This is a genomic window from Rhizobium alarense (assembly GCF_021555155.1).
GTDB classification, from domain to species: domain Bacteria; phylum Pseudomonadota; class Alphaproteobacteria; order Rhizobiales; family Rhizobiaceae; genus Rhizobium_D; species Rhizobium_D alarense.
The window spans coordinates 1-19,649 of record NZ_JAKGBU010000053.1 but is presented as its reverse complement, the minus strand read 5'-3'; the positions used below and the strand labels follow the sequence as shown (position 1 = coordinate 19,649).

Annotated in this window: 20 protein-coding genes and 1 pseudogene; 14 read left to right on the top strand and 7 right to left on the bottom strand. The window is 61.6% G+C overall.

What is annotated here, in order from left to right:
* Positions 1-224: 224 nt before the first annotated feature.
* Positions 225-1,277 carry an AraC family transcriptional regulator gene (locus LXM94_RS16640; protein WP_235772593.1) on the bottom strand — a complete coding sequence of 351 codons (1,053 nt, stop codon included), beginning with the start codon at positions 1,275-1,277 and terminating at the stop codon, positions 225-227.
* Between the two features lie 305 nt (positions 1,278-1,582).
* Here LXM94_RS16640 and LXM94_RS16635 point away from each other — a divergent pair, with 305 nt between their 5' ends.
* Genes LXM94_RS16635 through LXM94_RS16585 form a run of 11 tightly spaced genes read left to right on the top strand, consistent with a single transcriptional unit; the run spans position 1,583 to position 9,191 of the window.
* A complete protein-coding gene (locus tag LXM94_RS16635; protein WP_235772592.1) occupies positions 1,583-1,831 on the top strand; it encodes a hypothetical protein in 249 nt (82 codons plus the stop codon).
* A gap of 53 nt (positions 1,832-1,884) precedes the next feature.
* Entirely contained in the window at positions 1,885-2,355 is a 471-nt protein-coding gene (locus LXM94_RS16630; protein WP_235772591.1) for a hypothetical protein, read from the top strand.
* Positions 2,356-2,366: 11 nt separating this feature from the next.
* Positions 2,367-3,155 (top strand): type III secretion system inner membrane ring lipoprotein SctJ, encoded by a 789-nt coding sequence (sctJ, locus tag LXM94_RS16625; protein WP_235772590.1) that lies wholly within the window; start codon positions 2,367-2,369, stop codon positions 3,153-3,155.
* Positions 3,155-3,775 (top strand): hypothetical protein, encoded by a 621-nt coding sequence (locus LXM94_RS16620; protein WP_235772589.1) that lies wholly within the window; start codon positions 3,155-3,157, stop codon positions 3,773-3,775. Before sctJ ends, LXM94_RS16620 begins: the two co-directional genes overlap by 1 nt.
* Complete coding sequence (gene sctL / locus LXM94_RS16615; protein ID WP_235772588.1) at positions 3,772-4,335, top strand: type III secretion system stator protein SctL; 564 nt, start codon at positions 3,772-3,774, stop codon at positions 4,333-4,335. The genes LXM94_RS16620 and sctL overlap by 4 nt, the downstream gene beginning before the upstream one ends.
* The gene (locus LXM94_RS16610; RefSeq protein ID WP_235772587.1) at positions 4,328-5,644 is read left to right on the top strand and encodes a FliI/YscN family ATPase; all 1,317 of its coding nucleotides are present in this window, start codon (positions 4,328-4,330) and stop codon (positions 5,642-5,644) included. Before sctL ends, LXM94_RS16610 begins: the two co-directional genes overlap by 8 nt.
* Positions 5,641-6,660: a type III secretion system cytoplasmic ring protein SctQ gene (gene sctQ / locus LXM94_RS16605; RefSeq protein ID WP_235772586.1), complete on the top strand. Its 1,020-nt coding sequence runs from the start codon at positions 5,641-5,643 to the stop codon at positions 6,658-6,660. Before LXM94_RS16610 ends, sctQ begins: the two co-directional genes overlap by 4 nt.
* Complete coding sequence (gene sctR / locus LXM94_RS16600) at positions 6,660-7,313, top strand: type III secretion system export apparatus subunit SctR (RefSeq protein WP_235772585.1); 654 nt, start codon at positions 6,660-6,662, stop codon at positions 7,311-7,313. The genes sctQ and sctR overlap by 1 nt, the downstream gene beginning before the upstream one ends.
* A gap of 3 nt (positions 7,314-7,316) precedes the next feature.
* On the top strand, positions 7,317-7,586 hold the full coding sequence (locus tag LXM94_RS16595) for a flagellar biosynthetic protein FliQ (protein WP_235772584.1): 270 nt from the start codon (positions 7,317-7,319) through the stop codon (positions 7,584-7,586).
* Between the two features lie 8 nt (positions 7,587-7,594).
* Complete coding sequence (locus LXM94_RS16590; RefSeq protein ID WP_235772583.1) at positions 7,595-8,407, top strand: EscT/YscT/HrcT family type III secretion system export apparatus protein; 813 nt, start codon at positions 7,595-7,597, stop codon at positions 8,405-8,407.
* Positions 8,394-9,191, top strand: coding sequence for an EscU/YscU/HrcU family type III secretion system export apparatus switch protein (locus LXM94_RS16585; RefSeq protein WP_235772582.1), 798 nt, complete (start codon positions 8,394-8,396; stop codon positions 9,189-9,191). The genes LXM94_RS16590 and LXM94_RS16585 overlap by 14 nt, the downstream gene beginning before the upstream one ends.
* A gap of 104 nt (positions 9,192-9,295) precedes the next feature.
* On the opposite strand, the gene LXM94_RS16580 is transcribed toward LXM94_RS16585, so the two are convergent.
* The 5 genes from LXM94_RS16580 to LXM94_RS16560 form a co-directional block, all read right to left on the bottom strand.
* The gene (locus LXM94_RS16580) at positions 9,296-12,145 is read right to left on the bottom strand and encodes a hypothetical protein (protein ID WP_235772581.1); all 2,850 of its coding nucleotides are present in this window, start codon (positions 12,143-12,145) and stop codon (positions 9,296-9,298) included.
* A 127-nt stretch (positions 12,146-12,272) separates the two neighbouring features.
* Entirely contained in the window at positions 12,273-13,361 is a 1,089-nt protein-coding gene (locus LXM94_RS16575; protein WP_235772580.1) for a pectate lyase, read from the bottom strand.
* Between the two features lie 157 nt (positions 13,362-13,518).
* Positions 13,519-15,450, bottom strand: coding sequence for a flagellar biosynthesis protein FlhA (locus LXM94_RS16570; RefSeq protein ID WP_235772579.1), 1,932 nt, complete (start codon positions 15,448-15,450; stop codon positions 13,519-13,521).
* Positions 15,451-15,453: 3 nt separating this feature from the next.
* Positions 15,454-16,350, bottom strand: coding sequence for an FHA domain-containing protein (locus LXM94_RS16565; RefSeq protein ID WP_235772578.1), 897 nt, complete (start codon positions 16,348-16,350; stop codon positions 15,454-15,456).
* A gap of 247 nt (positions 16,351-16,597) precedes the next feature.
* Entirely contained in the window at positions 16,598-16,759 is a 162-nt protein-coding gene (locus LXM94_RS16560) for a hypothetical protein (RefSeq protein WP_235772577.1), read from the bottom strand.
* A gap of 273 nt (positions 16,760-17,032) precedes the next feature.
* Here LXM94_RS16560 and LXM94_RS16555 point away from each other — a divergent pair, with 273 nt between their 5' ends.
* From LXM94_RS16555 to LXM94_RS16545, 3 genes are all read left to right on the top strand, one after another.
* On the top strand, positions 17,033-17,584 hold the full coding sequence (locus LXM94_RS16555) for a hypothetical protein (protein ID WP_235772576.1): 552 nt from the start codon (positions 17,033-17,035) through the stop codon (positions 17,582-17,584).
* A 9-nt stretch (positions 17,585-17,593) separates the two neighbouring features.
* Positions 17,594-18,031 carry a hypothetical protein gene (locus LXM94_RS16550; RefSeq protein WP_235772575.1) on the top strand — a complete coding sequence of 146 codons (438 nt, stop codon included), beginning with the start codon at positions 17,594-17,596 and terminating at the stop codon, positions 18,029-18,031.
* Between the two features lie 282 nt (positions 18,032-18,313).
* On the top strand, positions 18,314-19,432 hold the full coding sequence (locus LXM94_RS16545; RefSeq protein ID WP_235772574.1) for a DEAD/DEAH box helicase: 1,119 nt from the start codon (positions 18,314-18,316) through the stop codon (positions 19,430-19,432).
* Positions 19,433-19,496: 64 nt separating this feature from the next.
* Here the strand turns inward: LXM94_RS16545 and LXM94_RS16540 are convergent.
* Positions 19,497-19,649, bottom strand: a pseudogene (locus LXM94_RS16540) (SMC-Scp complex subunit ScpB); the annotation flags it as partial.

Below are 19,649 nucleotides of genomic sequence, written 5' to 3'. Positions count from 1 at the left end.
TCTTAATGCCGTCAATAAAATGTTTTGAAACTACACCCCACTTCGCGATTCGGATAATATTTTCGTAAAGCGTATTATTTCGGTCGCGGTGTAATGTATTCGAAAACCCACAAATGGCGATACATCATGCAGTCTTATATTTATTTTCCTTTCGGGCTGCCACGCCACGCCCGACCCGAGGCCTCACCTGCCGCCGAGCCTGTGGGGACCGCCGTATCGTGAGGTCAGAAAGGGCGGGCAACGCGCTCGTCGCTTTCCCGCTCGCTACAGGCTACCGGCGTGCGAAGGGTTGCGGAGGGGCGTTCGCCGAACCGCTCGCGATATTCTGCAGCGAAACGGCCCAAGTGGGTGAACCCCCATTTCAAGGCAATGTCGGCGACCGTTTGGCCCGAACAAGCCGTCTTCAGTTCTCCATGTACCTTCTCCAGCCGCAGCGACTGGAGGTAGGACATCGGAGAGGACTCCTTGAACTGCTTGAATCCAAGCTGGAGAGTTCGTGTGCTCACACTGCTTATCCTTGCGAGATCTTCAAGGGTGATGGCATCGCCGATGTGCTCGTGCATGTAGTCGATTGCACGGCGCACATGGCGCGGGACAGGCATCGACACGCATCGATCGAGGAGAGTCGAGTAGCGATGCGGCACCGCCTCGAGCAAGAGCTGGGCCATGCTTTCCGTCATCGCATTGAGCGCCAGGGGCGCCTGTCTCAAGGCGTGGCCTTTGCAAAGCCCGACGTGAAGGGCTTGAGCGAGTTGATCCAGCACCTGACCGCCGCCGCGCGTCAGATCGATTTCGGGGACGAAGCCGAGGCTGCCGGAACATCCGTTTTGCAGACGGGAGGCAAGGCGCCGCCGCAGTTCCGGTGTGTCTATGATGAGAGCAAGATGCTCGCGTATTCCGCTGGATCGGAGGCCTTTTTGGGTCGTGCTGTCGACGATGATCCCGCGCCCCGGCGCCGACAGCGCCTCGCCCTTCCCCAGCTCAATGAGGGACGTTCCCTTTCTCGGCAGGAAGATGATCAGCTTGTCGGTTGCCGTCTCCCGCTCGACCACGAGGTCGCCTTCATAGCGACAGTACCCGATCGACAGCCAATGAGCCGTTGCAAATTCACATTCGAAGGAAAGGGAGGCGCTTTTAGGCGACTTGACAGAAATCCTCGAAGACGGGCTCGACAAAGCTTCGGCAAGGGCCTCCGCATCCGAGCCGTGCGATTGGAAATGATTGCCATTTCTCCACGCTTCTCCGCTACCCGATATTAGCTCGTCACCTCGGCTCATCGAAACAACCCACAGATTCACACATCGCAGGTTGGCTCAATACTCAAATGAAAAATGAAAAAAAGCGGAATCTTCAAATATAGTTTAGATTTCACGATTCGGATATCCATTTCGTTTTGTGGACAAAATGCAAAATTCACCTATTTTTCAATGCCGCTGACAAATGCGAATTTCATTAAATTTATCGGGAATTCCGACCAGCGCCAGATTACGCTGTCACCGTTAACGATATACTTTGATTTGCGTTTGACAGCCGATAAAGTTCCTCATAACTAGTGGTTAACAAAAGCTAAAGGGGTGTGCCGATGGCGGTCGATTCCGTGAATTTCGATGCAGATGTCAAGCCGCTGGCGACAGGCGGAGACGAAACGTCCGGGGGTGGAGGGGTGGCTCCTGCGAGCGCTACCAGGAAGGTCGACCCGAACAGTGACGAGGAGCTGCTGAACGCCGCCGTCGAGTCCTTCGTGCCCGGCATGATCTCGAACACGCTCACGCTCAACAACTCGCTATTCAATTTCGCCAAGGAGGCGATCGATGAGGCGGACGAAAGCTGAGCTCAGGGCCAGATCAGTCGTTTCCAGGCTTGTTTTGCGTCGAGGACTTTTTGATGAGCGCGGATGGATTGCCTAATCGTGCATTGCTGCCGGTCGAGGCTGCGACCGGGGGAGCGTCATCTCCCATCTCGCAGATCGTTGCAGGCCGGATCGGCAGTGAAACTGCAATGGTGCCGGACCTTTCGGTGGATCGGCAGGTCCTGACCGGCCTGCGGAAGGTGGCGCCGCACGGCGACACGGCGCATCCAACCGTGTTTCAACCTTCCGGAGCCGAGCGCACGCCCGGTATTCTCGATCGAATCGTCTCATTCTTCGTGCGGCCGGGAAACGACGCACCAGAGACGGACACGATACGTGTTGCAGACGATCCTCGTCGGACGAAAAGCGGGGACAAGGTCCATGACCTGAACACCGCGGTCGATCGGCTTGAGCAGTCGCAGCAGTTCGCAACCGGCATGACACTCATGTCCTCGCTCACCCAATCGGTCATGTCGTCCTCCAGGCGACTAACCCAAGGGCAATGAGGTCGCTCGCCATGTCTTCTTCGTTCCTCACCGGTGCCGGCATGCTTCGGCGGCCTCTCGCCCCCCTCCTGTTCGTCGTTCTGTTGTCGGGTTGCAGCGAGAACGTGCTGTCGGCGCTCGATCAGCGCGATGCACGCGATGCGCAGGTCGTCCTCGAGCGCGCCGGTATAACCGTCACCGTCCTGCCGGAAGAGGACTCGACCTTTGCCATCGCCGTCGACGGCAAGGATCATGTGCGCGCGGTTGAATTGCTTGCCGAAGCCGGCCTGCCGCGCCAGACCCGCAGCACGGTCGCTGATCTCTTTCCCGGAGACGGCTTCCTCGTAACGCCGTTCGAACAGAAGGCGCGGATGACCTTTGCCGTCGAACAGCAGCTGGCGGAAACGCTTTCGGCGCTGGATGGCATTGCATCGGCACGCGTCCATGTCGTGCTGCCCGAAGACAACGGGCGCGGCCTCGTCAAGGAAAAGGCGCGAGCCTCCGCGCTTCTGCAATACCGTCCCGGCGCGGACCTGCCTGATATCGACATGAAGAGCCGCGCCATCCTGTTGAACAGCATCCGCGGCCTTGCTTACGAGGACGTCTCCGTGGTCGCCAGCCCGTGGGCGGAGATCGGTTCGCCACGCCAGGCAGCGGGCATCGCCGTCGAACCGAAGGCGGCAGCAAGTCTTGCCGGGGAGCAAGGCACGCGCCCTGGCTTCCTTTCTCATCCGCGCATCCTTACGATTGCCGGCGCGGTCGTGCTGGCCCTTGCGGCCAGCCTCCTGCTGCTCGCACCGCGCCGAAAGGAAAGCCGCTAGTGCGTGGCGCGACCGGGAACGGCGTTCGGGTTCTGGAAGATGCCCGAATTCGGCGAGCTGCCCTGTTTGCCGCAAATGCCGGAAACGGTCTTCTGCCGGAGTACGGCTCGGATGCGCCGCTCTTCCAGCGCGTCGCCACGAGCCTCCGGCTGCAACGGCGGCTTTTCGAACGATTGACGGGTACCGCCGGAGACCCGGCGGACGCCGATGCGGATCTTCGCCAGTTCCTGCTGCTGTCGGAAAAGAGCAGGCAGGTCGCCGCTGTCTGCGCGGGTCTCACCTATCATCTGAATGCGCTGGGCGCGGTGCTTGATCGCGTGACGATAGGAAAGCTGAGCAATGTCTTCGGAAAGAACGCCGTGAGGTTTGCGGTTGCGCATGCCGCGCTTTCTCCGGTCACGATAGCCGTCCTGGACTTCAATCATCAGGAAACGGAGCGGATCGTGCGCGCCGATGGCGGACACATCCTTTCCCTGTGGATGGTCCATCGGGGCCTAGCGGAGCTTTGGCGGCCTCCGCTGGACGGCATGGATGCGCCGGCCTCCGCAGCCCTCGTCAGGAGCGCCGCCATCGAGATCGGGACAGCCGTCGCCGCCTTCATTCAGGTGGTGGATCGATGAGCCCGCCGTCGAAAGGTCAAAGCCGCATCATCCGCGCGGCCGAATTCGGCGCGATTCGAGATGCCGCGGCGCTTGTCGAAGCTGCACGCCGCACGGCAGCCCAGGAGGAGGCCAGGGCTGCGCAAACGCGCGACGATGCCCGGGAAGAGGGTTTTCGCGAGGGCTATGCCGAAGGGCTGCGAGGGGCAGCGGAGCGCTTCGCGGCGGCGGCGGCCGAAACGCAGAAGGGGCTCTTCGATCTGGAAAGCCGGATCGTGCCGATTGTCCTGCGCGCTGTCGAGGACATCGTCGGAAGCCTCGGTGACGAGGAGCTTTGCCGAAGGCTCGTTACCCGGGCCATCGCCGCAACAGGCGAGGCGGGACCGGTCGTGCTGCGCGTTGCGGCGGGCGAGGAAACGCTGGTGCGCGAGGCGCTTGCCTCCACCAACAGCAGTATCGAGGTCGTCGCCGATCGCTTCCTTGCAGAAGGCGAGATGGTCGTGGAAAGCACGGCCGGCCGGCGGCATGTCGGCGCCCGCGAGCAGCTTGATGCCCTGAGGGAGGCCGCCGGACATGGTTGAAACGCTGGCACGCTTGGAGAAGAGCCTCGGCCAGGCGCAGACGCGCCGGCAGAGCGGGCGCGTCACCGGCGTCTCCGGTCTGCTGGTGCGAGCGAACATTCCGGCCGTCCGGATCGGCGAACTATGCGAACTCAACGAGCCCGGACAGGGTCGGCTGGGCTTGGCGGACGTCGTCGGCATCGACGGCGAGACGGCCCTTCTCTCGCTGCATGGCGATACCCGCGGCATATCGATGCGCACCGAGGTCCTGCCGACCGGCCACGAACCGTCCGTCGCCGTCGGCGATTTCCTCATCGGCACGGTTATCGATGCACACGGACACCTCCTGAAGCCAGCGCCTGCGCGAACGGGGGATGAAGAACGGTTCTCACGGCCGCTTCACGCTCCTCCGGCAGACCCTCTCTCGCGCCGTCCGGTCAAGCGCCGCTTCCCGGTCGGCATCCCCGCCATAGATGGTCTCCTGACCTGCGGGGAAGGCCAGCGGATCGGCATCTTCGGTTCTCCCGGCGTCGGCAAGTCGACGCTCATCGCCGACATCATCGAGAACAACGATGCCGATCTGGTCGTTTGCGCCCTCGTCGGCGAACGAGGACGGGAGGTCGGCGAGTTCGTGGAACGGATGATGTCGCCCGGCCATCCATCGAACAGGATCCTCGTCGTCGCCACGTCCGACCGTCCCGCGCTCGAACGTTGCAAGGCCGTGCTGACGGCGACCACCGTTGCGGAGCATTTCCGCGATCGGGGCAAACGCGTTCTCCTCGTGGTCGACAGCGTCACCCGCATGGCGCGCGCCTTGCGCGAGGTCGGTCTCGCGGCGGGCGAACCGCCCGTCCGGCGCGGTTTCCCTCCTTCGGTCTTTGCCGCTATGCCTCAGATCTTCGAGCGTGCCGGCAACAGCGCGCACGGCACGATGACGGCCTTCTACACGGTTCTCGTGGAGGGCGAGGAACAGGATGATCCCGTGGCCGAGGAAACGCGCGCTCTGCTTGACGGCCATATCGTCCTGTCGGAACGGATTGCCCAGGCAGGCCGGTTTCCCGCCATCGATGTGCTCGCAAGCCGCAGCCGAACCATGGGCGCAGTCGTGGACGAGCGCCACAACTGGGCTGCCGGCCGCGTCCGTTCGCTTCTCGCCCTCTACAAGGAGATCGAGCTCCTGATCCGGGTCGGAGAGTATCGCGAGGGACAGGACGGCGCGGCGGACGAAGCGGTACGCAAGCGCAACCGGATCGACGCTTTCCTATTCGGGCACAAGGGGCGCCGCTCATTCGAGGAAACGGTCGGTGCCCTCAAGGATCTCGCCCTATGAACGGCATTCCTTCTGCAGCGTCGATCGAAGAGGCAATGCGCCGCCAGTCACCGTCCGGTACGATCGGCGCGCGGCAACCCTGGCGGGTTCCTTTTCGACAGGAACATCTCTCCATTCGGCCGCTGCCCGTGGACATCGCGCTCAACCGCCTCGGAGAGCCCGCGGTCATTCGATTGAACGTGGCCGACAGCCGAGTGCGGCTTCTCGTGCCGGTAGACACGCTCCGGCTGGTCGCCGAACGCCTCGAACCGCTGGCCCGATGGGAGCGCCTGTCGCCGGCCGTCAAGGCCGAAGTGCTCGAATGCCTGCTTGCCGACGTTCTTGAGCGCATCGAGAACGAAATTGGTGCCCCACTCTGCATCGAGGATGTCACGCCGCTCGCCACGGTCGCCGTCGAAGCCAACTACGCGTTTGAAATACGGTGGGACGAACTGGCGTTCGTTCTCTGCGGCCAGTTCCAGCCGGACATGATGCCCGGCCTCACCCGCTGGGCGGGCCGCCTGCCTTCCCGCAGACTGAGCGCACAGACGGCCGCCGTTTGCCTGCGCCGGGGCTACGTCGTGCTGACGGCCGGCGAGATCGCAAGCCTTTCGCCCGGCGATGCGATCGTCGTCGAACCCGCCGTTGCGAACACCGCCGTCGCCGTGACCGGTGAACGCTATCTCGCCGTCTGCGCCCGCACGCAGGAAGGGTTCACGCTCACCGAGCCGCTGCTCAAACGCCCCACCAGCCCGATGAGGCATCTGATGACAAATGAAACGTTGGACGGGGAACTGCATGGCTTGCCCCAGCCTTCTGCCGTTGCGGATATCCCGATCAAGCTCGTCTTCGAAGCGGGACGGTTGGAATTGCCCCTCGGCGAACTCGAGGGGCTCGGCGAAGGACATATCTTCCCGCTGGACCGGCCGCTTGGCGAAACCGTCGACATCGTCGCCCAGGGACGGATCATCGGCCGGGGTGAAATCGTCACACTGGACGGCTTCGCCGCCGTTCGCATTACCGCCATCACGAACTGATGGAAGGCGCCTTTCCCCTTACCCAGAGCCTGGCGGCCGTGGCGGTAATCTCGGTCCTGCCCGTGATTGCCGTCGTCGCGACGTCCTTCACCAAGATTTCCGTGGTTCTGCTGATCGTGCGCAATGCGATCGGCATCCAGCAGACGCCGCCGAACCTGCTCGTCTTCGCGGTCGCCATCGTCCTGTCGGCCTTCGTCATGAATCCGGTGCTCCAGGAGACATGGCGCATCCTTCTCGCCTCGAACGCCGATTTCGGAACTGTCAGCGGCATGACGACTGGCATTGCGGAACTGTCCACACCCCTCAAGGGCTTCATGCTGACCTACTCGGACGAAGAGGTGCGCGGTTTCTTCGTTCAGGCCTCGCAGCAGGTCTGGCACGCGCCATCCGTCGTGCCGCCGAACCCGGACGACATCACCATCCTGACACCCGGCTTTCTCGTGTCGGAACTGACCCGCGCCTTCCAGATCGGCTTTCTCATCTACCTCCCCTTTCTGATGATCGACTTCGCGGTCTCCGCGATCCTCGTCGCACTCGGCATGCAGATGATGTCGCCCACGGTCGTCTCGACGCCCCTCAAGCTTTTGCTCTTCGTCGCTGTCGACGGCTGGCGGCGGCTGCTTGAAGGGCTCGTTCTTTCCTATGCAGGTTGAGCAATGAGTGAGGACGAGTTCGCCGTAGAAATCACCGGTTCCATCCTTGCCACCTTTGCCATGGCCGGACCGGTTCTCACCTTTGCCGCAGTGATCGGCCTTGTCATCGCCGTTTGCCAGGCGGCGACCCAGATCCAGGAACAGACCATCGCGCAAATCGTGAAATTCTTCTCGGTATCGCTGCTGCTGCTCGTTTTCGGCCGCGCGCTGGCAACGCCGCTGGTCGAGCACTCGATCCATATCCTCAACGATTTTCCCACCATGGTCCGGTAGCAGTCGCGATGGCACTGGAGCCCTTTTCTTCCCTTGTCAGCGAACAGGCGGCCGCGCCGGCCGCCGTGGCACTCGGGGCAGGGCGCGCGCTCGGCATAACGATCATCTTTCCGCTGTTCACGCTCTTCAACGTCACCGGCATCCTTCGCTTCGGACTGGCCATCGGCCTGTCGGCGCCCTCCGTCGTCCACGCCTATTCAGTCCTCTCTGGCGGCCAGACGCCGTGGCTGGAGGTCGCCGGCCTGTCCTTGAAGGAAATCGCCTTCGGCGCCCTGCTCGGCATGGGCTTCGGCATTCCGTTCTGGGCGGCGCAGGCGGCGGGAGACATGACCGACGTTTATCGCGGCGCGAATGCCGCGAACCTTTTCGATCAGGTCAATTCGCTGGAGACAACGCCGCTCGGCTCCCTGTTGATGTCCATCGCCCTCGGCATTTTCGTCGCTGCGGGCGGCATCGTCGACCTCGTCGCGATCTTCTACAATTCCTTTGCCTTGTGGCCGCTCTTTACGCTGGCGCCGACAACGGCAAACGACTGGCTCGCCGTCGTCCTCGAAAGCTTCGCCCGCCTGTTTCGCGTCGGCGCCCTGCTGGCATCGCCCTTCATCGTCGTCATGTGCGCCGTCGAACTGTCGCTTGCCTTCGTCGGCCGCTCGGCCCGCCAGTTCCCGATGAACGACGGGGCTGCGACCTTCAAGAACCTCGCCGTCGTGTTGGTGCTCGCCGTCTATGCGACTTTTGCCACAAGCTACTTCGGCAGCGTGTGGACCGAGGCTTTCAGCGACATGAAGGGCTTTATGGAGACGGGCCTTGGCAAAGAATGACGAAACCGAGGAAAAGCGCCTTCCGCCGAGCCGGATCAAGCTCGATCGCTTGCGCCGAGACGGGCAGGTGCCGCGGTCGCGGGACGTGCCGACCGCGCTGTCGGTTCTGGCGGTCGTGACCTGGCTTGCCTGGGGGATCGGCAGCCTGATCCACGATTTTACCTCGACATTCGAGGCCGCCTTGCAGATCGCCCGCGGTCCGGCAGGCATCGAGGTTCTCACGCCCGTCCTCGGTGAAATGGGCGCGGCACTGCTGCAGATCGTCTGGGCACCGCTGCTGCTCGGTCTCGTGGTGGCCGTCATCGCATCGATCGTCGACGCCCAGGGTTTCCCCGTCTCGATGAAGCATATGGCCCTCGATTTCGCTCGCCTGAATCCTGCCGAGGGGCTGAAGAAGATCTTCTCGCTGAACAGCCTCGCCGAATTCCTCAAGGGTATCGCCAAGCTTGTCCTGCTCTGCGTCGCCGGTGCCGGCACGCTTCTTTATTTCCTGAACGGCGTGTTCTGGTCCCCGCTGTGTGGCGAAGCGTGCAGCCTGAGTGTCGCCGTGCACCTTGTCGGCACGATCGTCGTCATTTCGGCCGTCATCATGCTCGTCGCCGCGTTCTTTGATCTGCGCATTTCGCGTGCACTGTTCCGCCATGAGCACAGGATGACCCGCACCGAAGCGCGCCGCGAGCAGAAGGAAGCTCATGGCGACCCGCATATACGATCGGCTCGCCGCCAGATCGGTGCAGAGATGCGCAACAGCCCGCCACGCAAGCATGGACCGGGCGCGAAGTAGCGCAACTGCGCGCCCGCAGCGTTGTCGGGGATAACCAGCCCGTCAATCGATACGCAAATGCTCGATGATCGCAAAGCGATTGGACACGCCGCCAGCCCGCCGGATCAGGTAACCTGCGTGCCGCGGCGCTTCTCGATATTGGAGATGATTGCGTCCCAGTTTTCGGGAGTCAGCTCGCGCTGATCAGGTTCACGTGGCCCCGGATTGACACCGCCCTTACCGACGATCGGACCGGTCTTGGCATAGATGCCGACCGTATCGTTGACCGTACGCTTGAGCATGTCGTTCATCATGTCGGTCTGCTTGTGGAAGGCGTTCTCCTGCTTGATGCTCTGGTAGATGGCGAGGCCCGACCAGGCCGCCCAGGACACCGCACCGGCGACCGCGAAAGCGAGCGAAAAGCTGCCGGAAACCAGCGCAACGGTTGCGCCTGTGCGCCCGAGGAAAGTAGAATTCACCAGCATGTTGGCAACACCGGCCAAGCCCTCGATCGCACCCACCGTGTCCGCGACGGTTCCGATCCCCATGAAGACGAGATCAACCGGATCGCCCTTGCCGCTCGTAAGCCCCTGCAGGAACTGGTAATATTCCACCGGCAACCAGCCGATGCCGGCAATGGCGCCAACCGTCGTCCCGGTATTCTTGAAGAAGGCGGAGAGCACACTGCGTTGCGCCCGCGCCAGATCATCGGAAACCCCGGCCAGCGAGCCGATGCCATCCAGCAGCGAGAAATTCGAGGCCTTTATCGCCGAGCCCAGCGCATTGCTCATGTGGAGCAGTGCGCCAAGGGCATGCAGAACGACGACGCCGACGCTGTCCCAGGTCGGGTTGGTCATGTTGAGTCCCGCGTAAATGGAGCGGGAGGCATTGAGCACCGACATCACGCCGGACGACAATGCCGCCTTATATTTGGCCGGATCCACTCCGGCCGGCGCCGAGGTAGCGGTCTTGTCGATCAGCTTGGCAAGTTCGGTTTTGATGGTCTCGATGCCGCCGCCCGGCCGCATCGTCGCCCAGAGGGCCGCGAAAATAGTCGTGAAATTGGTCTTGTATTGATCCATGGCTTCGGCATTGCCCTTGAACAGGGTTTCCGCCAGCGCATCGACGCTTGGGGCGATGATCTTCTTGACCGCATGCTCGGCTGTCTTGCTATCGACGACGATCGGATCGATCACGTCCGTTCCCGGCATCAGCGTCTTCATCAGCCCGGACATGGCCAGCCCCATGTCCTTGAGGCTCGAGGTCAGGTATTCGCTGTCGATATAGGGCAGATTGAGACTCTGGATTGCCTTGCTCCAGGCATTGTCCTTGGTGCCGAACATGCGCTCGGCGATCCAGGCATCGCCGCCGCTGCCGAGGAAGAAGCGGCGATCTCCTCCGCCGGTGGCCGCAATGCCCTTGCCTGCAAGACCCGTGGCGACCATGATCATCGCCATGACGTCGTTGAACGAATAGCTGGCGAGATTGCTCGCCGGCAGGGGCGATATCTTCGGATTCCACTCGGCATTGGGCGGCATCTTCGAGACAAGGGTGGCCCCCATCATGAGACCCTCGAGGGCCGTCTGGACGGCGTGCCGGTAGCCGTTGATCTCTTTGCCCCCCGATGCCGTCAGCGATGCGGTGACTCGCGCCAAATATCCGTCGAGATTGGCTAGGCTGACCTCGCCAGAGGCGATTTTTTCAAGAACGGACCCAAGAAGCGCTTTCACCTCGGACTTGAACTGATCGCGTGCCGCAGCGTCGTCCTTACCCCCGTAGAACTGGTTGGCCATGGCCTGGATGGTCGGGTTGAACAGGTGCGTGATGTTATTGGGCACCGTACTGCCGAATTCTGAAGAGGCGACCTCCTTCAGCCCCTCCAGGTCGATCTTAAGATCGGGGAACAGGCTTCCGCCGAGGCCGAGCAGCTTGTCGGAATCCACCACCGGCAGGATCGAGCCGAGCCCCTTGAGCTCGCGCTCGGTCTTGTCCCCGGCGAGGCCCATTCTGATCAGGCCGTCCAGTGCCGTCGTCGGATCGGACATCGTCGGCAGCACATTCTTGTCGAAGAACTCGGCATAGGTCTTGTCGGCGACCGCCGAACGCTGCTTCACGAAATCGTCGGGCAGCGCCATGGAATAGAAGCCGAGGGCGGCGTTATATTCCTCAAGGACCGTGGCGACATCCCTGCCAGCCTTGAGACCGTCGTTGAGCAGGCCGCCGCTGACAACGTCGCGCTCGAAGGCATCCTCGACCTTCTGGCGCAACTCCCTCACCTTTTCGTCGCGCGTGATCGTGTCGTTGATGATCTCCATGGCGTCCTTGTTAGTGTCCGCCGGCGCGACGCGATAACCGGAGAAGATCAGCTTGAAGGCCTTCAGCACCTTCTCGGTCAGCATCGAATTGACGTCCGGATCGGAACCAAGGATTGCGATCGACTTGTCGAGGTCTTTCAGGATTTCCTGGTCGTTATAAATACCACGCTGATTGTCGCCGAGACTGTCTTTGTATTTCCCGAAGGTTGCCTTGGTCTGAAGCAGATCAAGGTACATGATCAACTTCTGTTCAGTGGTGTAATTCTGTGGGTTTTTGACGACGTCGATGCTTTCGAAGGACTTGTCCTTGTCCTTCAGCCCTTCCATGAGGCCCTGGTTGATCTCATCCATGAAATCGGAATTGAACAGGAGATCAATGATCGGCTGGATTGGCGCGGTCGGGCTGGAATCGTTATTTGGCGCAGCGGCCAGCGAAACAATCTTCGAGCTGGTTGCCTGGTCTGACGTGGACAGGAAAATAGTCAGGCCCCCGCCCGTTGTTGTCCCATCGGAACTGAAAGGCGACGTCTTCTTGACGGTGATACTCGTGGCCGTGCTCTTGTCCGAGGAATTCCCGGACGTCGAAGCGGAATCCGTGTTTTGCCCGAGACGTGAAGCGGTATCAGACTGCGAACTGGATGCTGGTGCGATCGATGACATATGTTCCCCTTGATTTTCTCTTCCGCTTTTTGCGGATTGACGTCGGTTGCAGGCGTTCTGCGAAGGATGAAATGATGGACAAATGGCAGAGGAGCCTGTGACCGCCGGCTCCTCCCTTGTCGCGGCGTCAGACACCTGACCGTCTATCGCCCTCGCGCTTCCAGTTCTTCACATTGTCGAGTGCTATGTCGCCGAGGAAGGTCACGCTGGCGGTCGAGCTGTCGGTCCGGAAGAGATTGGCACCGTTGCTGAAGTTGCCACCCTCGATCGTGAGATCGATATCCAGCTGCTTGCCCCCATTGGTTCGGACGAGAGACGTGAACCCGTCTGCATCGAAATCCTTGATGTGGATGGTGCTGTCGGCGTTCACCTGGAAAATCTTGTCGGTGGCGCCCCGGGCCGAACCGCCGATGATGTTGACGTCGCCGGCACTCTTGACGGTCAGCGCATCCTCGCCGACGTCGAGCCAGTTCACGTTCTCGATCGTTGCGCCGCTGTAGACGTGAATGCCGTCGGCGCCGTTTTCGCTGAGGTCGACATTTTTCAGCGTCGCGCCGTTCTTGAGAATGAAGATCGGCTGCTGCCCTTCTGCCTGGCTTCCGTCCCCGAGCTTCGATGAGGCCGTGTAGGTTGCTCCCTTGCCGTCGAAGACGCCGCCGTCGACTATGATCGGCTGGTCGACCACGATGACTTCGCCTTTACGCGACAAGACCGGCTCTTCCGCCGCGGTCCGCTCCGTTTCCGTCGAACCATTGTCCGGCTTTACCTTGGTGGTGGTGGACTGTTCCGGAGAAACGGATTTCGTGTCGCGCTTTTCCCCCTCGATCCGCTTGTCGCCGTTCGATTGCGGGGCTGTTTCACGCGTGTCGCCTGCAAGCAGTGTCTGCAGTTCCGTCGTCTCGGCAGGGAAGGTACCCTCGGCGTTCCCCGTCTTCTTGGCATCGGGCAGCCAGTTGATCAGCTTGCGCAAAACGTCCCGCAGTTCGGGATCGAGACCGCCTGCCGATCCGTCCTGCGATTTCGGCAGGTAGGAGGACAGGATCGGCAGATCTCCCTGGAAATCGTCGAAGGGTGAGGCCTTGCGGATCGAGTGCGCGAAACCGGGCGTATCCCTGCCATTGCCGGTTCCCCCGCCCGCGTTGCCGCAGCCGATATCAGGATAGTGGTGGCTGCTTCTGTCAAAATTCAGGAGCCTGTTTGCATCGACGTCGTCCATCTTCATGCCTCCATAGACCTCATAGGTATTCATCCATGACAGAAGGGCTGAAACCGTTGTGCCAATCGGAATGAATTCCGATTGGCAGCAATCTGGCCGAGAGCCTCTCCTGCCGAGCTTCCGCCACCGTTCCTGCAAATTGCTGCGGCCGAACCGGTCAGACGCTCTCCTCCCGCCGCTCTCCGACCGCTCCTATGACGTCACAGGTGATGTCCTCGTCGATCTCCTCGGGCGACAGGACAGGAACTCGGCAGCCATGTCGGATCAGGAACGCCTGCGACATGAAGCGAATGCCCTCGTCGACGACCGTCACGGGATCCCGCCCCTCGGCATTGGCGGCAGCCATGCCTGCGGTCATCTCGCGCGCCAGGGTGCGGATCGTATCTTCCGCAGCCATCTCGATCTGCTTGTCGGACGACTCGCGGTAGGTGCGAACGGCCTTCTCCCATTCCGGGCCAAGGGAGAGCACGGGCAGCACGCCGCGCTGATCGAGCAGGCCGAAAGCCACCTGACGCCCCAGCGCGCGCCGTGCCCTTTCCGCAAGCGTATCCGGATCACGCTCCTGTGGGCCGGCGGCGAGCATGGTCTCCAGAAGGCCCCGCGGCTGCGAGACGGTCACGCCGGAATCGAGCAGACGGCGCATCACGGCGACCATCACCATGGTTGGGATCTGGTCGCGCACGTCGCTTGCGAGTTTTCCGAGCCGGGGCTCGAGGCTCGTCAGCCATTGCGCCACGTCGTCCGCGCTGAAGGTCGCGCCGACATGCCTGCGAACGATCCGGACAATGTCGTCGGCGATCCGGTCGACCTTCGCAGTCCTGCCGCATGGGACGAGGCCGGCGGGTACGTTCTCCACCTGGACATGAATCAGGCCATCGCCCATTCGTGGGTCCACGTTGAAGGTCGGGACCGTCACCGCGACACCGATGGCACGCGCCGCCGCCCGGATGCGGCCTTCGAGAAGCGCGGCCAAGCCGGACTCCTCCAGTAAGGCCAGCGTATTGGCCGAAACCGTGGCAACGATCGGATCGCCGTACTTGGTCCGGTCGAGAGCACCCGGTCGCGCTTCGCCCGCTGTTGCGGTTTCCGCCTTGCTCGTCCCCGTTCCTTCCGCAAGGCCGCGGCGCCAGAAGATGAAGGCCGCCGCCGCGAGGATCGCGGCAATGGGCCAGAGGACGAGATTGGGAAAGCCGGGCACAAAACCGGTGAGCCCGGTCATGGCAGCGGCAACGGCCAGCGCGCGCGGTTCGCGGGAAAGCTGCCGGCCGATGTCCGCGCCGAGGCTTCCGCTCTTTTCGTCGCTGACACGCGTGACGACGGTGCCGGCGGCGACGGCCATCAGCATGGAGGGAATTTGCGACACCAGTCCATCCCCCACGGACAGCAGCGAATAAAGCTGCGCAGATTCCGAAAAGCTCAGACCCCGCTGGAAAATGCCGATGGCGAGGCCGCCGACAAGGTTGACCGCGACGATGACGAGGCCAGCGATGGCGTCGCCCTTGACGAAGCGCATGGCCCCGTCCATCGCGCCGAAGAACTGGCTTTCCTGCTCGAGCCGTGCGCGCCTCGTCTGCGCGGTCTGCGCGTCGATGTGGCCGTTGCGCAAGTCGCTGTCGATGGCGAGTTGCTTGCCCGGCATGGCATCGAGAGTAAAGCGTGCGCCGACCTCGGCGATGCGCTCTGCTCCCTTGGTCACGACGATGAACTGGACGAGCGCCACGATCAGGAACACGACAAGCCCGACGAGCACGTTGCCCGCGACGACGAAGGAGCCGAACGCGTGGATGATCTCGCCTGCATCGCCCTCTGCAAGGACGAGCCGCGTGGTCGAGATGGTCAGTGCGAGGCGAAACACGGTGCCGATCAGGATGACGGCAGGAAAAGTCGAAATGTCCAGGACGTTACGGAGATAGATCGTCGTGACGAGGATGACGAAGGCAAAGGCGAGATTGAAGGCGATCATCGCGTCGATGATGACGGTCGGCAGCGGCAGCACGATCATCGCCACCATCAGTGCAAAGAAGACGGCAAAGAGAATGTCCGTTCTGCGTCCGACAGCTGACAGGGATGTCGATAGGGCGGTGCGCATGGTTCAGAGCCCCTTGCCGGCGCGCATCTGGGCGAGATTCAGCCCCAGATTGGGGCTGGTCGAATTGAAGTGCACCACATCGGTTTTTTCACCGCGCGTGACGATCATGTGGTCGCGGCCGATCTCGCTCACGCGCCAGCCGTCGGACAGGGCCTCGCCCTCACGGTAGCGCTTGCCGTCTCGTCCGACGATGAACTTCACCGGCTCGAATCCCGCGGCGGCAACGAAATCCTCCAATCCCGAGGAAAGCGGCGTGAAATCAACGATGGGCACCGGGCTGCGCCTGCGAACCGCTGCGAGTATGGAGGCGAGCCGGACTTCACGGCCTGCGTCGAGCGGGGGAGAACCCTTGCCGAGGTGGATCGCGGTTTCACCGATCGCCTCCACTTTGATGTCGAGCCCGGCCAGACGCGTTGCTTCGCTGAGTTCGGCGACGATCGTCGATACCGTCGCTTGCGACTGGTCCTCGCCACGGACCGGCGCGGTGACCGTCATCGCCTGCGGCGTTTCGTCGAGCCCGACGCCGGCGACGAGAAGGCCGGCGGCAAGTGCCAGAAGCAAGGCTGCCGCCACACGGCGGCGGGACAGTCCCGATGCGACGACGGGGCGCGGCAGACCCTCGACGCGGCATTCCACGTCGGCAATCCGAAGCGTCAGGCCGTCCTCGAGCGAAACCGTTCCGCCTCTTTCGATCTCACGCCGATCGACGGAAATGCCGTCACCCAGCGCCTCGATCGTCGCAAGGCCGTTTTCTGCAAGCTCCAGATGAAAGGCGACCGTCGGCGGCACGCCAAGAATGACGAGATCACAGTCGGCGCCACCGCCGACCCGATGCTTGCCGGTCGAAAGGGGGAGACGGGTGGTCTTGCCGGACCGCGTGACGAGAAGCGTCGGCGTCACAACCACCGATCCGGCGTCCGTTTCGTCACCACTCGACGGTCGTTCGCGTTTCCAACGCGCGGACAAACCTCTCGGCATTCCAAAACTCCAGTACCGAATGACCCAAATGTTTCCCGCCGCTCATTAGAGTCTGTTTGGAAAGGCGCGGGCTCTCAACCGCCGCGTTTCCAAACACACTCTTGCGAGCACGTGTGCCGACATCGAAGGACGCGGGGGCGAAGCTGGTTCGCCTCGCCCCGGGCCACAATCAGGCCGGACCGATCTTCTTGATGGCGTTTGCTACGCCGTTGATCTTCGTGATTTCGGTCGCGACCTTGAGGCTCTGTTCGGTCGCCTCGTTCTGGGCCGACTTGAACTTCGAGATTGCACTTTCAATGCCGCTGTCAAGCGTTGACGTGGAGGTAGCCATTGTTGTCTCTCCTGTTGTTATGACGGGGCGACGATACGAAAAATCGAGCAACATTCAAGATAATATTGTTAATTTTTGGTTAATTCGTATTTCGGATATGTTTTTCACTTTATGGATATAAGCAATAACGACGATATACGCAGATATATACTTTTCACATAGGCACGAAAGCGAAATTAACCATATAGTAAATTTCAGCCGCCCGTGCTTCTTGGTTCGTTAAGTTCATGATACATCGGTGTTGACACGTTCCGTCGTTTCGGAGGCCAAGGCATGATGCCTAAAATACCGTTGCTGGCACTCTTCCTCGCGCTGCTTGGGTCGTATCCGGCCATGGCGGAAAGGAGTGACATTCGGCTCAGCGTCATTTCGCAGCCCGCAAGCGAAGTCGTCGAAACCCTGTCGTTCATGTCGGGCATACCGGTGACGACGGCCGGGACCCTGAGCGGGCGGATAGAAAACCTCACCATTTCCGGGGACCCCGTCCAAGCGTTCGCCACGCTGGGGCGCGCGGGCAATCTTTTCGTGGCATTCGACGGAACGCGCGTAATCGTATCTTCCAAGTCTGAATTGTCGACGGCCGTTTTCCCGCGAAAGGGAAGCGAGTGGGCGAGCATGAAGAGGGCAATCGATGCGCTTTTTCCGCTGTATCCTGCCGAGGCAATCGAGCACGAACCGACGAGCGACATCCTCATTGTCCGCGGTCCTCCGATCTTCGTCTCCACGATAGAAACCCTGCTCAATCGCTCGCGAAAGACGACCGTGCAGGTGGTGCGCGGCCGTCAGGTGGATACGCTGGTCTTCGGCGAAGAGGGCGGTCTCTGACCCGCAGCGATGGCAAGCAGAAGCGATTACCGGAGACTTCGACAGATCGAACACATCCGCCATCTGCGGCAATTGAGGCTGCAGAACCGACTTGCAACCCTGCGCCAGGATGCCGAATTGCTGGATAAGGAAAAGCAGGAGTTCCTGGCAAGACGGCAGGCGCTGGGCAAGGATGAGGCCGGAAGCGCCGTCGCCTCGATGCTTCATACCGGTCACCAGGTCGCCGGTAGAGCGCTGCACTCGACGGCCCGCCGCCGGCAGTCTCTGACTGTCGCGGTCGCGAAGGTCGACGAGCAACTCAGTGCACTCAGAAACCAGGAGATGCGTATTTTGAAGCGCATCGACGAATGTGAAGTCGAGCTCGCCGCCACGCAAAGACGCATGCTGCGCCTTCAGGAGCTTGCCCAACTCGTCTCCAGACAGCTACGGCAACGCTTCAAAGCCTGATGGCTCGTTGGCTCGGTCGTCGTCGAGCACCCTGCTGGGCGGTCATTCGTGCTTCTGAGGAGCATGGATAGCGGCCAGGAGCATCAGCGCCATGTTCAAGGGCAGGTCGCCCGATGATACAAGGATGTTCACGGCGGCCGCGGAAACCATCCAGTTGCGGTCTGGTACTGCTTTGTCGTCCCTGTTCGACGATCCGGACCCCGCAGCCGGATCGAAAGCCGGCGTGAACATCGAAACCGAGCGCCGGCAGTGTTGGAGGATCATCGCGAAGATGGAGGGGCGTTGCCTGCCGACGTTCTGTTCCAGGGAGAACTGCGCCGGCCCCAAGTGCGGGCTCTTGATGCTCTCGTCGCCCACGACACCGGCGTGCTTGCAGCGATGACGGCATTTGGCAAGACGGTTGTCGCCGCGGCACTCATCGGTCATCGCGCTCGGAACACGCTGATTCTCGTTCATCGCCGGGAACTACTCACGCAATGGGTTGAGCGCCTGAGCTCCTTTCTAACCGTTGGCCCAAAAAAGATCGGCATCATCGGGGGCGGGAAAAGAAAGCCGACAGGCGTTATCGATGTGGCGCTTATCCAGAGTCTGGTACGCAACGGGGAGGTCTCAGATATCGTCGCCGATTACGGTCATCTGATTGTCGATGAATGCCACCACCTTTCCGCGGCAAGTTTCGAACTGGTGGCACGCCGCGCCAAGGCGCGATACGTCCTTGGTCCGTCAGCGACAGTCGCCCGAAAAGATGGTCATCATCCCATCATCTTCATGCAATGCGGCCCTGTTCGCCATCGGGTCGATGCAAGGGTTCAAGCGGCCGAGCGCGGCATTCGCCATCATGTTCGTGACCGCTCGACGAAATTTGAGCTACCAGAATCCCTGGCGTCGGCCGAACGACCGTCGATGCCGGCGATCTATGCGGCCGTGGCACAGGACGGTAGCCGGAATGACCTGATCTTTGACGACGTGCTGAAATCGCTCGAGGCCAAGCGTTCGCCCATCGTTCTGACGGGGCGGAAAGACCACCTCGATTATCTCCAGCAGCAGTTCTCGCCGTTCGTGAAAAATCTCGTTGTGCTGCGCGGTGGTATGTCTGCGGGCGACCGGAAAATGGCGAACACGGCACTGCATGTAACTGACGACCGGGAGCGCCTGATACTTGCGATCGGTCGTTATATCGGCGAGGGCTTCGATGACGCTCGGCTCGACACCTTGTTTTTGACGATGCCGATCGCCTGGAGGGGGACATTGGCGCAGTATGTCGGCCGCCTGCATCGCCAACATGATGGCAAGAAGGACGTTTTGGTGGTCGACTATGTGGATAACACCGTTCCGGTTCTGGCTCGGATGGCAGCAAAGAGACGCATGGGTTATGGGGCGCTGGGCTATGTGATCGAGTAACGGACCGACTTAAGGGAAGTCGAGCGGCCCCCGGCTACCGGTTGTGGCAACCAAATGGGTCCGGCTAGTCTTGCTCGTTGCCATCAGAGCTTTCCTCCGCGAACTCTTCCCGTGCAAGCGCCTGCCGGCTGAGCAGCCCGGCATCCTCCAGCCGCTTGAGATCGGGCAGCTCCCGCAACGTCTCGGGCCCGAACGTCGGCAGAAAATGCTTCGTCGT